This is a genomic window from Paenibacillus sp. J22P218 (assembly GCF_056269195.1).
Map to the genome: position 1 here is coordinate 472,937 of NZ_JBWDNL010000004.1, position 13,603 is coordinate 486,539.

Consider the following 13,603-nt stretch of genomic DNA (forward strand, 5'->3'; position numbering starts at 1 on the left):
ACTCCTTATTATTATTGGATTGATCGCAGGTTCGCGTCTTTTATAAGCCATTCAGTAAAATCACGTTGGTTCTCTTCAATTACTCCATGGTCGGACGGGTACGTCTTGAACGTCAGCTTCGGTGTCAAGCTCTCGAAGTAAGCCGATGTCTCATGCCCGATACGTATCGGGAAAACGGAGTCGAACTCGCCATGGGAAACAAATACCGAGACATTCTCCACGCTCTTCAGAGGATATTCCGTCTTCACGAATTCAGGTACGTAGCCGTTCAGCGCGACAATTCCCTTCAACTGATCCCCCATCGTGAGAGCCAGCGTCATCGACAAGATCGCGCCTTGACTGAAGCCGAGCAAATAACGTCTATCCGGGTCGACTGCATATTTCTCAGTTGCATAGTCGATGAACGACTCAAGCTGCCTTACGGCACGGTCGAACGTTTCGCGGAGCGGATTGCCGAGGCTTTTCAGCTCATAATATTGAAAGCCTGCCCCCAGCAACAGATCGCCTCGAATACCGATTATGATGAACGATTCCGATAAAGGAGCGACTAAACCGAACATATTGTGCTCATTCGAGCCTTTGCCGTGCAGAGTGAAGATCGTCGCGTATTTCTTGTTCGCATCAAAATGGGGTGGAAAGTGAATGTCATACGCATAGGCTGGATTCGGATTCATAATTGAACGCCTCCGCTTCATTTTATAGGGTGTTGCTCTCTTCGGTTATTTGAAATAAGTATATAACTTTTGTATAGCTAATATTATTCCGAAAAGAGTAGCGTGTCAACTAGTTTATTGTTAATATGAATTTATATTCTGTATTACAAATATTTCGAGGTGAAATCGAATGGACATCGGTTCGAATATCCGCGCTATCCGCAAACGCAAAAACATTACGATCGCACAGATCTGCGAGGAAACAGGCTTGTCGCAAGGGTTCATGAGCCAAGTCGAGACGAACAAAACTTCGCCTTCTATCGCAACGCTGGAAAGCATTGCAGGCGCATTGAAAGTTCCGCTTGCCTACCTGCTTCTTAAGAAGGAAGACCGCATGCATATTGTGCGCAAGAACGATCGGAAAATAACGACGAGCGGAATACATCAGTTGAAGGTAGCGCATCTAAGCGCCACTAAAAACGTTCGCATGGTGCTTGTTGAGCTCCCTCCCGGAGCTTCCACAGGAGAAGCCCACGCGCATGAGGGCGAGGAAGTGCATGTCGTGCTCCAGGGCGCGATATATGCCGAGCAAGGAGAGGATGCCGCCGAGTTCCATGAGGGGGACTCCTTCAGCTGGAACGCTTGTACGCCGCACTTGGTCAAGAACATTGGCGAGGAACTGGCGATCGTGCTCATCTCCATCTATACGGAAACGGAGCTTGCTCCGAACTATCAGTGAATGGTACAAAAAAACACTCCCTCAACACAGGCGGTTGCAAGGAGTGTCTCTTCATTATTCGGATTATTTCGTAATAGCCCCGCCATCGATCACAAGCTCTTCGCCTGTTACGAACTTCGACTCATCGGAAGCCAAATATAGAACGCCGTATGCAATGTCCTCCGGATCTCCGGCATGCGGAGGAAGAGGCACGGCATTTTTGTAAATATCGCCGGCGATCTTCGCGAATTCGCCCATAATCGGCGTCTTGATCGGACCCGGATGAATGGAGTTCACGCGAATATTGTCTTTTGCGAATGACTGCGCCGCATGCTTCGTCAATGAGCGAACTGCGCCTTTGGAGGCGCTGTATGCCGCACCGTTACCGTCCGCATTCTCTCCGCCGACAATGGCTGCGATAGATGAAATATTAACGATCGAGCCTTTGCCGTTTTTCTGCATTTCCGGAATAACCGATTTCATGCCAAGGAATACGCCCGTTGTATTAATCGCCATCACTTTGTTCCAATCGTCGATGTCAGCCTCTAGAATCGTTTTGGCTATATGAATACCCGCATTGTTGACGAGAATATCGATTTTGCCATATTTCTCTACAGTAAGATCAACGACTTGCTTCCAGCTTTCCGGCGAGGATACGTCCAGCTTCACCGCTACTGCGTCTCCGCCGTTTGCATTAATTGCGTCGACTCCTTGCTGCAGCAGTTCGAACTGTACGTCCGTTGCAACAACCTTCGCTCCTTCTTTGGCGAACAATTGCGCATCCGCCAAGCCCATTCCGCCAGCAGCTCCTGTAATAATCGCTACTTTGCCTAATAATCTTCCCATATTTATCATCCCTTCGCTCATAGTTGTCACGCGTGAAGCGCTCTCACAAACAATGACCAAGAGCATGTCATACGCTCTACGAAGTAGTATAATCATGGTAGATAGGGTCAACAATATTCAACCTTTCACGGTTTTGTTCATTATCCAACAGCCTGCCGGCTGTATGTTTGATTACGTCTAATTAATGAACAGAGGAGGACCAAGATGCATAATGAGTCTTCTGATCGAAGAATTAAGAAGTCCAAGTCCGCTTTGAAGGACGCCTTGCTGACGCTGATGGAGCGTAAGGAATTCGACGAAATTGCTATAACCGACATCGTCAAGCTGGCAGAGCTGAATCGCGGCACCTTCTATAAGCACTATCCTTACAAGGAAGAACTGCTGGACGAGATCCTTGAAGATATTACAGCCGATCTGATCGCATCCTACAGAGCGCCATATCAGCATCATCACACCTTTGAGGTCAAGAGCTTGCCTTCGGCAACCATTAAGCTGTTCGACCACGTCGAGCATTATGCGAAATTTTATAAGCTGCTGGTCAAGACGAACGCATTAGCCGATTTTCAAAATAAGCTGCATCTTGTGCTCAAAAAGCTGTTTCTCGATGATCTCACCGATATGACTCCCAACCCGCAGATTGACCAGGAGCTGCTGGCCGGCTATCGCGCTCACGGTCTTCTCGGCATGATCATCGACTGGATCAAAGATGATTTCAAATACAGCTCGGCCTTTATGGCTAAGCAATCACTGGAATTCGTGCGCGCCAATCTAGAAAATAACGTGTATATGTCGAACCTTGCAAATAAAGATTAGCAAGGAGCTTCCATGAAAAAAACCTTATGAGACGCAGCACGCGTTCATAAGGTTTTTCAATTTTCTTAAATGACTTGGATCTTTATCGTCTGCCCTGCGCTTGCATTAGGGCCGATCCATACGGTGAAGTCGCCAGGCTCCGTCGTCAGCTTCATTTCTTGGTCCAATATAGCGAGAGAATCGCTGTGTACGTTAAACGTTACGCTAGCCGTTTCACCCGACTTCAAGCTGATCTTTCGGAAGCCGATTAGCTTCTTAAGCGGCTGAGTGACGCTCGCCACCTCGTCTCGGATATAGCACTGCACGACTTCTTCGCCTTCGCGGTAACCGGTATTCGTGACGATCACGGTCAATTCAACATTTCCGTCCGCGCCCATAGAAGTCTGGTCTGCCGTAATGGAGCTGTACTCGAAGGTCGAGTAGCTAAGTCCGTAGCCGAATGGATATAGCGGCTCCGTTGTCGAATCGATGTAGTAAGAAGAATAGACGCCCGCAGGAGGGCGGCCTGTCTTCTTGCGATAGTAGTAGATCGGCACCTGTCCGACGTTGTGCGGGAACGTAACCGATAGGCGGCCGCTCGGGTTGTAGTCGCCGAACAGCACATCGGCGATCGCATGACCGCTTTGCACCCCGAGATGCCAAGCTTGGACGATCGCGGCAGCATGCTCTTGCAGCCATGGCAGCGCAAGCGGTCTGCCGCTCAGTAGCACGGCTACGACTGGCTTGCCCAGCGCAGCGACGGCTTGCACTAGCTTGCGCTGAGCGCCTGGCAGATCAAGCGACGTCCGTGAGCGCGATTCGCCGCTCATCTCAAGCGCTTCGCCCAGCGCCAGAACGACGACATCCGCTTGGCGCGCCGCTTCCAGCGCGGCTTCGAAGCCGTCTTCGTCGTCCGCGTCGATAGCGCAGCCTTCCGCATAATGGATGGCTGCTCCCGCTTCTGCGCCTGCCGCTTGGCGGATGCCCTCGAGCAGGCTGATCACGTCAGCCGGATTGCCGTCCATTGCCCAGCAACCAAGCGGGTCTTTGCTATTGTCCGCAAGCGGCCCGATCACGGCGATCGATACGCCTTCCTTGCGCAGCGGCAGCACTTGCCCTTCGTTGCGCAGCAGGACGATCGATTCTCTCGCCGCCTCGCGAGCGAGCTCGGTGAATGAAGCGCGGGCCTCGGCAGCCGCTTCGGCAGAAGGAATAGCGACGTACGGCTGCTCGAACAAGCCTAGCTTAATCTTAACCGCGAGAATACGCAGCACGGACTCGTCGATAAGACGTTCCGGCACGCGGCCTTCGTGGACAAGCTTCGGCAGATGGCGCATATAGAAGCCGGAATGCATGTCCATGTCGCAGCCCGCAAGGATACTGCGTTCAGCCGCTTCTTCTTCGCTGCCGGCGACGCCGTGCACGATCAGCTCTTGCAGCGCATTGTAATCGCTCGCCACAATGCCTTCGAAGCCCCATTCGTCGCGAAGAATCGTCTTCAACAAGTATGGATTGGCGCATACCGGTATGCCGTTCACTTCATTGAACGATGCCATGATGCTAAGCGCGCCCGCATCAACCGCTTCGCGGAACGGCGGCAGTATCACTTCGCGTAGCACGCGGTCGGACAGATCGACCGTGTTGTAATCGCGTCCCGCTTCCGCAAGGCCGTAACCTGCAAAGTGCTTCGGACAGCTAGCTGTCGCCTGGCCTGCTCCGTCATCAATCTGCGCGCCTTCTACCCATGCCTTGGCGTACTGCGATGTCAGCAACGGATCTTCGCCGATGCTCTCGGCGATGCGTCCCCACCTGGGATCGCGGCTTACGTCGATCATCGGCGCGAACACCCATGCGACGCCATCAGCAAGCGATTCGCGGGATGCGGCTTCCGCCGTGCGCCGCGCCAAGTCTGGATTCCACGCCGACGCCTGCGCCAGCGGAATCGGGAACACCGTTTTGTAGCCGTGAATGACATCGCGGCCGATCAGCAGCGGGATCTGCTGTGAGGTATGCTCTTGAATGGCCCGTTGCAGCTCGTTCGCTTCCTCTGCGCCGGACAGATTGAAGATCGAGCCCACTCGCCCTTGGCGAATTTCTTCCAGCAGCAGATCGCGCTGAGATACGCCAGTCTCGGGATTAATCGGGTTGAAGCCCCAGTCGTACTGTGTCATCTGGCCGACCTTGTCCTCAAGCGACATGCGGGACAACAGCTGCTCCGCCTGATTGACAATGTCCGGCGTCATCCATTTGCGAGGATTAGAGGCTTGTGATTTTACTGGCGTTAGTGGCTGTTCCATTTTCGACATACCCTCCTCTTACAAGCTTGGGAAAATCAGTGTTTGGATAGAATGCGCCGGAATGCTGCCCTCGGCGATTTGCTCGCGGTTGCGAAGCACGTAAGGATGCGGCGCGTCCGAACGGTTCAGGACAATGACAACCAGCTCGCCGTTCGTATTCTTGAATGCCGTCGTTTGCAGCGCTTCCGTATATTTCGTGCAGCTGACGCGAATCGCGCCCGGACGGATATATTTGCTGAAATGTCCGATGTAATAATACGACGACTGGAACGTAAGCGAATCAGACTTCGTATCGGCGATGATCGGCGCGTCGCAGTAGTTGCCGACGTGGTTCGGTCCGCCCTGCTCGTCAAGCACGATGTTCCAATCCGTCCAGCCGGACATGCCGTTGTTCAGGTTGCCCATAATATCATGCGCGTAGCGCTCCCCGCTCTTCCACGAGCCGAGCTGCACGCCGCCTTCATGGCAGCCTTCCGTGAACATAAGCGCTTTGTCCGGGTAACGGCGGGATACGGCATCAAGCGCCTCGAAGTGATCGCCGGAGTACCAATGGAAGCCAATGCCCCAGATATACTTGGAAGCTTCGGCGTCATCGAATGCCGTCTTCGCGCGATCATATACGCGCTCCTTGTTATGGTCCCAAATCATGACCTTCACGTCTTTGCGCCCAGCCTTGTGCAGCTCCGGACCAAGATAATCACGCACGAAGTCGCGTTCTTCCTCGGCGGTGTAAATACAGGAATCCCAGATTTGGACAGCCTTCGCTTCGTTCTGAACGGTAAGCCCCCATACCGTCAATCCTTCCGCCTCGTAGGCCTCGATGAACTTCAAGTAATAACGCGCCCATACGTCGCGATATTCCGGCTTCAGCTTGCCGCCGTTATTCATCTCACCGCTCGTCTTCATCCATGCCGGAGGACTCCACGGGGATGCGTAAAAGGTGAAGTTATCGCCTGCAAGCTCTCTCGCCTGGCGAATATATGGAATGATAACTTCGCGGTCATGGCTAATGTCGAAGGTGCTGAGCTCCGTATCGCCATCTTGCACGTAGGAGTAGTTGCCCAGCGCAAAGTCGCAGCTATTGATATGAGTGCGGCAGATCGTATAACCGATACCGTCTTTTTCGTCATAGTAAGCATTCAGAATGCGCTTGCTATTCTCGTCGCTCAGCTTCGCCGCCGTAACGGCCGACGCCTCGGTAATCGCGCCTCCGAAACCGATGATCGATTGATATTCGACATCCTCATAAACATTAATGATCTGATTCTCTACGCCAGCTTTATCTTCGCGCAGCTCAAGCGGCGCGATCTCCGTCAATCGGTCTTGATTGCCTTGCGAGGTTTGGATTGTTCTAATCGTACGTGTAGACATATGGAGTTTTACTCCCCTTTCGTAATTGGTGATGCTTTTATTATAATAGGAGTGAGACCCGCCCTTGAAGAAACAATATGGTCGAATATATCAACAATCTGATTGATTATATTAAAAAGCGTATGAGAGGAGAATGGACGATGAGCGCGCTTAATATCCAATTAAGCGAATACTCCAAGCATGTCGAGCCGTTTCGCCAATATTACGGCAACGGTCTGGACACCTATATTATTCGGCTACAAATTGAAGGAATATGTGAAGCGCTCATCGACGGACAGATGAGGGAAATACGCCCGGGCCATCTCATGCTGTGCAAGCCCGGTGATATCTACGATCTGCGCATAGGCTTCGGAGCAAGAGGAGCACAACTGTCTAGCGACTACTACGTAATGGGAAACGGACCGGGCATGCGGGAGTGGTGGGAACAGCGCATGCGACCGACATTGTCCATGATCGCCGAGGACAGCAGACTGAAGGCGATCTGGCATCAGATCGTTCTCGAGAAACGTCGGCTGGACGGCGGACACAAGGATATTGTCGACTCTCTTGTCTGGTCGCTGCTCATGCTGATCGACCGCGCCCTCGACGAAGCGCCTGACATTCCGTCTCCGCTTGCCTCTCATGCGCTGCGCATGCGGCAATATATCGAGGAGCATACCGCCGAGGAAATCACCCTCGCACAGGTCGCCCATCATACCGGACTTAGCGTGTCTCGCGCCGTCCATCTGTTCAAAGCGCACTTCGGCATATCAATTATCGGCTATGCGCAGCAGCTCCGGCTCAGCCACGCCGTGAAGCTGCTCGATCACAGCCAACTGTCCTTGGAGCAGATCGCGGCGGAAGCCGGTCTCGGCAGCTACGCTTACTTCCATCGGCTGTTCCGAGAACGCTACGGCATCTCGCCCGGCGCTTATCGAAAAAAGCAGTAACCAACAAAAAAACCAGAAGCGACCCGCGCTCCTGGTTTCTATGGCTTTTTCCGCCAACTTCCTTATTTGTAATACACCTTGTCCTCGTTGTACTTCGCCTTGAATTCATTAATCGCATACGTTTCGTAGATGTCCCGATCCACTGCGCTTTCCACGACGTAAACCTCGATCTTATGCACTTCGTCCCGATGCTTCTTCATCGGCGATACGGAATCTTCGAAATGCTTCTTAATTCGCGGTCTTATTTTCCTTGCCTTGCCCACGAACAGCAGCTCGTCCTTATCGTTGTAGAACATGAAGAAACCGCCCAGCTCTCTCGTAATGAGATGAAATTGAGTGAATCCGTAAATGTTGCTTTCCTGCGGGTTGTCTTGCTTGAAAATCGTCACGTCCGGTGTTGGCAGCGTAATGTTGATCATATCGGTTCATTCCTCTCTATATGGATATCACGGTTATAACCCTTGTCCCATGTTTTCTATATTACCACAAGCTTGCAGAGAACGCGCATGCTGCATCAGAACACTTCGAATGGCGTGTCTGCCAAAGCTGGCATTTTCTTATATTTATCGCCGATTTGAGAATACTATCCCCAAAGTCAAATTTTAGGTAGGGGATGGGATGAAATGAAAGACACGATTGAAAAAATGTTTTCGCTAGGAGTTGGCGTCGTCGTTGCCGGCAAGGAGCAGGTTGAAAAAACGGTTGAGGAGCTAGTAAAAAAGGGAGAGGTCAACCGGGCAGAGTCCAAAGAGTTGATTGACCGGCTTGTGAAAAAGGGCGAAGAAGCTCGCCAGCAGATGGAAGCGGCGACGGCGGAACGGCAGTCCTCTCCTGTGGGCGACAGTCAGCAATGGGCTACGCGGGAGGATATTGAACGGATTCACGAGAGATTGGACGCTCTAGAGCGTAGGGACAGCAAGGATGAGTAACGGATTGCCCCGTATCGGCATTAGCAAACGAATCCGGCAGTTGAAGCGCTACCGGACGATCGCGTCTGCTTTTGCCCGAAACGGTTTAGGGTACATTTTCCACGATATCGGACTTCACGAGAAGTTTTCTTTATTCGGGTACGGCAAGCGCAAAGGCATCGAGGCCAAAAGCATCGGCGAGCGCATCCGGCTCATCCTCGAGGAATTGGGCCCGACGTTCGTGAAGCTGGGGCAGATCGCCAGCACGCGTCCCGACTTGATTCCTCCGGGAATCCTGTCCGAACTGGAGCGGCTTCAAGATCATGTGCCTGCATTCTCCTATCGGGAAGCGGCGCGCATCATAGAAGAGGAGCTCGGAGAAGAGCTCGGCAGACTATTCCTCGAATTCGCGGAAGTACCCATGGCTGCCGCCTCTATCGGACAGGTGCATCGCGCCGTATTGAAGGACGGGACAGTGGTCGCCGTAAAAGTGCAGCGTCCCGGCATTCATGCGCGGATCGAAACCGATCTGGACATCTTGGCCGATGTCGCGCGAGTAGCCGAATCCCGGCTCGAATGGGCCGGCGCCTATCGGCTCGGCAGCATGGTCGAGGAGCTCGGCAAGGCGCTTCGATCCGAACTCGACTATACCGTGGAAGCGCGGAACGCCGAGCGGTTCGATAGTCTAAGCAAAGCTTTGGGAGACGTCAAAGTTCCCAAGGTATGGCGCGACTATAGCTCGAGACGGGTATTGACGACGACCTATATGGAAGGAATTAAGCTTTCCGATAAGGAGCAGCTTATACAAGCCGGAATTGACCTGCGCGTGCTGGCGGAGCGATTCACTGCGATTATTTTGCATCAGGTGCTGATCGACGGCTTTTTCCATGGCGACCCTCATCCCGGCAATGTGCTCGCGCACAAGAACGGTACGCTTGTCATGCTGGACTTCGGCATGGTGGGGAGGCTGACCCCTGAAGCGAAGAAACATTTTGCCTCCTTCGTCATTGCTCTGAGGAATCAGAGCACAAGAGGCGTCATTCGCGCCATTAGCCATATGGGAGTTGTGCCGGAGGATGTGAATAAGGATGAGCTGCACCTCGATGTGGATGCTCTAAGGGATAAATATTACGACGTACCCTTTAACCAGATTAGTATGGGTGAGGCGGTGCAGGATTTGTTCGCGGTCGCGCTTCGGCATCGTATCCGGATTCCCGCCGAGCTGACGCTGCTGGGCAAGACGCTGCTCACGATGGAAGGCGTCGTGTTGTCTCTAGATCCGACATTCAGCGTGTTCAACGTAGCTGAGCCTTTCGGCAGGAAGCTGCTGCTCGAGCAGATCAACCCTGTCCAGAAGCTGAAGTCGTGGATAGATGAGGTCCCTGATTATGTGGATTTGGTGCAGGACATTCCGATCGTGGTGAAGGAACTGGTCGCGTCGATGCGTCAAGGACGGCTGAAGGTGGAGGTTGGAATCCCCCAAGTGGATAGCTTGATGAAACGAATGGATCGGATCAGCAATCGCCTATCGTTCAGCATCATACTGCTTGCCCTTAGCATCGTAATGGTCGGTTTAATCATCAGCGCAGCCTTGAATCATGCGCAAACGTTATTTTGGGGCATTCCCATTATTGAGATTGGGTTCGTCATCGCGTTGCTCATGTTCTTGTGGCTAATCTTCGCTATACTCCGTTCCGGCCGATTCTAGCCTGAGAGCTATTCGGCCGGTCCCCTACCGCTTAACCGCGAAGAAAATCCGCGTTCAGGAAGCTCGGATTCGGATAAGTATAGAACCCCTCTCCCGTTTCCCTCCCTAGCTTGCCCTTATCGATATATGCAGACTTCAGCAAATCAGCTACTTTCTGATAATGCTCATTGCCGGTAGCCTTCGCTTTCGCAAGTCCAATATTGTAAGCCGTGTTGATGCCTACGACGTCAAGAATCGCGAACGGTCCAAGCGGCGCTCCCGTAGCAACCATCCATGTTTTGTCGATCGTCTCTACGTCGGCGACCTCCTTAACCAGCAGCAGCTGCGCCGCTTCCAGCAGAGGTACGAGAAGCGAATTCAAGATGTAGCCCGGCTGCTCCTTGTGCAGAGGCAGCGCAACCATCCCAATCGCCTTAGCGAAGGCGATGACGTCGCCAAAAACGCTCTCGTCTGTTCCCGGATGCTTCATAATCTCCGCCGTATTGTTCCTCCATATTTCATTGGCGAAGTGCAGCGCTAGAAATTGTCCCGGCCGCCCCGTTGCCTCCGCGAATTGACTGGGCAGCAGCGTCGAGGAGTTGGTGGCGAACACGGTCTTCTGCGGGGCGGCTGCTCCTAACTGCTTATAGAAATCAGTCTTAATCTGTACGACCTCCGGGATCGCTTCAATGACGAGATCCGCTTCCGCTACCGCCTGCTTCAGATCGCTGTTGAAGGACATTCGGCCATACGCAGCCTCTACATCCTCCTTCGTTGCTCCAAGATCCTCCTGATAGCGAGGCTTTAGGCCCTCGATTCTTTCTTTGGCACGTTCCAATGCTTCATCATTAATGTCGTAGACGGTGACTTCGAAACCATTGAAGGCCGTTTGGAAAGCGATCTGGCTGCCTAGAACGCCGCTGCCGGCGACCGTAATTTTGCGATAATCCATCGTGGCCGAGCTCCCTTCATGTCTTAGTGATCATCGAGCTAACTACTGTAAAATTCCCTTTTCCCAGTCATGACATGCATTAAAAAGACCGCGGTCTGAAAAAGCGGCTCGCAACGAAAAGGCTGCAAGCTTGTTTCTCGGTTAACTAGTCGGAGGTGAGTGGATTTTATACAGGCTAATGGGCTAAATGTCATAAAATTAGTAGTTTGAATGGATTTCCTACAGGCAAATGATGAAGCGTTGGCGGAAACGAGCATATAAGGTGAATTAGGCTGTATGATTTCCAATCAAAGTTACTTGTTCCGTCTGAGTGCGGCTATTTGGTTGGACGATTTCCACTCAAAATAGACGAAGGACCTCAGGCATTCCACTGCAAAGTGAAAGCTGAGGTCCTTTTTCTCATCCGTATAGCCCTTAATTAGGTACCGCAGAACGTTTGGTAGCCGCCCGATGTTTGGTCGGGCAACGAGCAATACGCTTCCTGTTCGGGCGAGTATGCAAAAGGCGTAGAGAGGGCTTGAAGCAGCCGCTCCATCACACTGTAGTCTCCTAACTTCACGGCGGCATCAAGTGCTTCCTCGACACGATGATTGCGTGGGATAACCGCTGGATTGCTGCTGCGCATTAACACGTAGCTATCGTCCATCGTCTGCTCCTGCTTGCCGAGCCTCGCCTGCCAGCGCTCCAGCCACTGGTCGAAATCGGAGCTTCCAGACAATCCGGTCACAGCCTCCGGCTTATCTACCGAAAGTGAGCGGAATGTATTCGTATAGTCCGCCCCCTTCTCCTTCATCATGGCGAGAAGGTCCAAGATTAGCGACTCGTCCTCCTGCTCCTCCGTGAAGAGGCCAAGCTTAGCCCGCATTCCTGCAAGCCAGTAGCTTTCATATAACGGAGCAAACTGCTCTAATGCTTCTTGCGCAATCGGGATAGCCTGCTCTTGATCGTCATGCAGCAGCGGCAGAAGCGTCTCGGCGAATCGACTCAAGTTCCATACGGCTATGTTCGGCTGATTGCCATACGCATATCGTCCATGGGTATCAATCGAGCTGAATACCGTCGCCGGATCGTATGCATTCATGAAAGCGCATGGGCCGTAATCAATCGTCTCGCCGCTGATAGCCATATTGTCCGTATTCATAACGCCGTGAATGAAACCAACGAGCTGCCACTTGGCTATTAGCGAAGCTTGGCGCTTAATAACTTCCTGCAGCAGGTGCAGATAACGATCGTCAGATTTACCGTCGATAGCTTGATAATGCCTTTGCAGCGTGTAGTCCGCAAGCGCCCGGATTTCCTCGATCGTTCCCCGATAAGCCGCATACTGGAATGTGCCCACACGCAAATGGCTGGCTGCCACGCGAGCCAGCACCGCGCCGGGAAGCATCCTTTCGCGAATGATCGATTCGCCCGTAGTGACTACCGCAAGGCTGCGTGTCGTAGGTATGCCAAGCGCATGCATCGCTTCGCTAATGATGTACTCGCGCAGCATTGGACCAAGCGCGGCGCGTCCGTCGCCGCGACGCGAATACGGTGTTGGGCCGGAGCCTTTCAACTGAATATCAACCCGCTCGCCCGACGGGGTAATCTGTTCGCCGATCAGCAGCGCGCGTCCGTCGCCAAGCATATTGAAATGGCCGAATTGATGGCCTGCATAAGCTTGGGCAAGCGGCAATGCGCCCTCAGGCACTTCATTCCCGGCAAGCACCGCCAGGGCCTCTTCGCTCCGCAGCCCCTCAGCGTCTAGCCCCAATGCTGCCGCAAGCGGTTCATTAAGGATGCTGATCTCCGGAGCGCTCACTTCGGATGCGTTCAGTCTTGTATAATATAATTCCGGCAGACGGGCATAGCTGTTATCAAAGTTCCAGCCGCCTGCTGTTATGGATGGTTTTTTTATCGTCATAGGTATCTCCTTCGCGCGAATTAGCGCTCAATGTGAGCGTATGGGGCTTTGTCCGCTACAAGATTCAAACGAATGCCGTGCTCCAGCCATGCTTTTAATCCGCATAATACGATCGTGAAGCCTTCCGTTGAACCGATGGCTTGCCCCACGATTTCGTCCGCGTCCCCTTGGAAGCCCGTATCGGTTATCGTGACGAACGTCTCCGTCTCGGATTGTTGAGTGAAGCTAAATTCAACAAAGGTGCCCCAGTCGATCACGATTCGTTGATTAGGCTCCAGTTCGATCACTTCCACGCTGGCCGTAGCGCCGTACATTTCCCAATCCCACTGGACGGTCTTCCCGGCTTCCAATCTGCCGCTTCCCTTAGTGAACCAGAATTGCGTCGTAATTGTCGGATCAATGAAAGCCTCGTACACCTCTGAAACCGGCTTTCTGATGAGCATTTCCGCTTTTGCCACCGGCGCGTTAATCAACGTTGCCATCGTCATCTCTCCTCCTGCATAAAAAAAGTTATATAAAGACGTTTCTTTCATCCTTTGGAGCCCAC

13 protein-coding genes are annotated in these 13,603 nt (G+C 52.7%); 5 read left to right on the top strand and 8 right to left on the bottom strand.

Going from position 1 to position 13,603, the window contains the following annotated elements; translation table 11 throughout:
• Nucleotides 1–11 precede the first annotated feature (11 nt).
• Nucleotides 12–674, bottom strand: a complete 663-nt coding sequence (locus tag AC0YN0_RS20220) for an alpha/beta hydrolase (protein ID WP_475822859.1) — start codon at nt 672–674, stop codon at nt 12–14.
• 169 nt (nt 675–843) lie between these two features.
• Between AC0YN0_RS20220 and AC0YN0_RS20225 the strand changes: the two genes are divergently transcribed.
• Nucleotides 844–1,392, top strand: coding sequence for a helix-turn-helix domain-containing protein (locus AC0YN0_RS20225; RefSeq protein ID WP_475822860.1), 549 nt, complete (start codon nt 844–846; stop codon nt 1,390–1,392).
• A gap of 63 nt (nt 1,393–1,455) precedes the next feature.
• Here AC0YN0_RS20225 and AC0YN0_RS20230 read toward each other — a convergent pair whose 3' ends face one another.
• Nucleotides 1,456–2,217, bottom strand: a complete 762-nt coding sequence (locus tag AC0YN0_RS20230; protein WP_475822861.1) for an SDR family NAD(P)-dependent oxidoreductase — start codon at nt 2,215–2,217, stop codon at nt 1,456–1,458.
• A 204-nt stretch (nt 2,218–2,421) separates the two neighbouring features.
• On the opposite strand from AC0YN0_RS20230, the gene AC0YN0_RS20235 reads away from it, so the two are divergent.
• Nucleotides 2,422–3,030: a TetR/AcrR family transcriptional regulator gene (locus AC0YN0_RS20235; RefSeq protein ID WP_475822862.1), complete on the top strand. Its 609-nt coding sequence runs from the start codon at nt 2,422–2,424 to the stop codon at nt 3,028–3,030.
• A gap of 65 nt (nt 3,031–3,095) precedes the next feature.
• On the opposite strand, the gene AC0YN0_RS20240 is transcribed toward AC0YN0_RS20235, so the two are convergent.
• Together AC0YN0_RS20240 and AC0YN0_RS20245 are read right to left on the bottom strand one after the other, a co-directional pair.
• A complete protein-coding gene (locus tag AC0YN0_RS20240; RefSeq protein ID WP_475822863.1) occupies nt 3,096–5,306 on the bottom strand; it encodes a glycoside hydrolase family 3 N-terminal domain-containing protein in 2,211 nt (736 codons plus the stop codon).
• 18 nt (nt 5,307–5,324) lie between these two features.
• Entirely contained in the window at nt 5,325–6,677 is a 1,353-nt protein-coding gene (locus AC0YN0_RS20245; protein ID WP_475822864.1) for a glycoside hydrolase family 30 protein, read from the bottom strand.
• Between the two features lie 140 nt (nt 6,678–6,817).
• Between AC0YN0_RS20245 and AC0YN0_RS20250 the strand changes: the two genes are divergently transcribed.
• Nucleotides 6,818–7,606 (top strand): helix-turn-helix domain-containing protein, encoded by a 789-nt coding sequence (locus AC0YN0_RS20250; protein WP_475822865.1) that lies wholly within the window; start codon nt 6,818–6,820, stop codon nt 7,604–7,606.
• A gap of 62 nt (nt 7,607–7,668) precedes the next feature.
• Here the strand turns inward: AC0YN0_RS20250 and AC0YN0_RS20255 are convergent, their stop codons facing one another.
• Nucleotides 7,669–8,025, bottom strand: coding sequence for a nucleotide excision repair endonuclease (locus AC0YN0_RS20255; protein ID WP_442048626.1), 357 nt, complete (start codon nt 8,023–8,025; stop codon nt 7,669–7,671).
• Between the two features lie 204 nt (nt 8,026–8,229).
• Here AC0YN0_RS20255 and AC0YN0_RS20260 point away from each other — a divergent pair, with 204 nt between their 5' ends.
• Together AC0YN0_RS20260 and AC0YN0_RS20265 are read left to right on the top strand one after the other, a co-directional pair.
• Complete coding sequence (locus AC0YN0_RS20260; RefSeq protein WP_475822866.1) at nt 8,230–8,535, top strand: phasin family protein; 306 nt, start codon at nt 8,230–8,232, stop codon at nt 8,533–8,535.
• Complete coding sequence (locus AC0YN0_RS20265) at nt 8,528–10,222, top strand: ABC1 kinase family protein (protein WP_475822867.1); 1,695 nt, start codon at nt 8,528–8,530, stop codon at nt 10,220–10,222. The genes AC0YN0_RS20260 and AC0YN0_RS20265 overlap by 8 nt, the downstream gene beginning before the upstream one ends.
• A 31-nt stretch (nt 10,223–10,253) precedes the next feature.
• Here the strand turns inward: AC0YN0_RS20265 and AC0YN0_RS20270 are convergent, their stop codons facing one another.
• The 3 genes from AC0YN0_RS20270 to AC0YN0_RS20280 form a co-directional block, all read right to left on the bottom strand.
• Nucleotides 10,254–11,153: a 3-hydroxyacyl-CoA dehydrogenase gene (locus AC0YN0_RS20270; protein WP_475822868.1), complete on the bottom strand. Its 900-nt coding sequence runs from the start codon at nt 11,151–11,153 to the stop codon at nt 10,254–10,256.
• A 418-nt stretch (nt 11,154–11,571) separates the two neighbouring features.
• Entirely contained in the window at nt 11,572–13,056 is a 1,485-nt protein-coding gene (locus AC0YN0_RS20275) for a protein adenylyltransferase SelO (RefSeq protein ID WP_475822869.1), read from the bottom strand.
• A gap of 20 nt (nt 13,057–13,076) precedes the next feature.
• Entirely contained in the window at nt 13,077–13,538 is a 462-nt protein-coding gene (locus tag AC0YN0_RS20280) for an SRPBCC family protein (protein WP_475822870.1), read from the bottom strand.
• Nucleotides 13,539–13,603: the final 65 nt, after the last annotated feature.

Excerpts from the sequence above, each read along its gene's own strand:
- AC0YN0_RS20220 (WP_475822859.1), bottom strand. The coding sequence starts at position 674 with ATGAATCCGAATCCAGCCTATGCGTATGACATTCACTTTCCACCCCAT.
- AC0YN0_RS20225 (WP_475822860.1), top strand. The coding sequence starts at position 844 with ATGGACATCGGTTCGAATATCCGCGCTATCCGCAAACGCAAAAACATT.
- AC0YN0_RS20230 (WP_475822861.1), bottom strand. The coding sequence starts at position 2,217 with ATGGGAAGATTATTAGGCAAAGTAGCGATTATTACAGGAGCTGCTGGC.
- AC0YN0_RS20235 (WP_475822862.1), top strand. The coding sequence starts at position 2,422 with ATGCATAATGAGTCTTCTGATCGAAGAATTAAGAAGTCCAAGTCCGCT.
- AC0YN0_RS20240 (WP_475822863.1), bottom strand. The coding sequence starts at position 5,306 with ATGGAACAGCCACTAACGCCAGTAAAATCACAAGCCTCTAATCCTCGC.
- AC0YN0_RS20245 (WP_475822864.1), bottom strand. The coding sequence starts at position 6,677 with ATGTCTACACGTACGATTAGAACAATCCAAACCTCGCAAGGCAATCAA.
- AC0YN0_RS20250 (WP_475822865.1), top strand. The coding sequence starts at position 6,818 with ATGAGCGCGCTTAATATCCAATTAAGCGAATACTCCAAGCATGTCGAG.
- AC0YN0_RS20255 (WP_442048626.1), bottom strand. The coding sequence starts at position 8,025 with ATGATCAACATTACGCTGCCAACACCGGACGTGACGATTTTCAAGCAA.
- AC0YN0_RS20260 (WP_475822866.1), top strand. The coding sequence starts at position 8,230 with ATGAAAGACACGATTGAAAAAATGTTTTCGCTAGGAGTTGGCGTCGTC.
- AC0YN0_RS20265 (WP_475822867.1), top strand. The coding sequence starts at position 8,528 with ATGAGTAACGGATTGCCCCGTATCGGCATTAGCAAACGAATCCGGCAG.
- AC0YN0_RS20270 (WP_475822868.1), bottom strand. The coding sequence starts at position 11,153 with ATGGATTATCGCAAAATTACGGTCGCCGGCAGCGGCGTTCTAGGCAGC.
- AC0YN0_RS20275 (WP_475822869.1), bottom strand. The coding sequence starts at position 13,056 with ATGACGATAAAAAAACCATCCATAACAGCAGGCGGCTGGAACTTTGAT.
- AC0YN0_RS20280 (WP_475822870.1), bottom strand. The coding sequence starts at position 13,538 with ATGGCAACGTTGATTAACGCGCCGGTGGCAAAAGCGGAAATGCTCATC.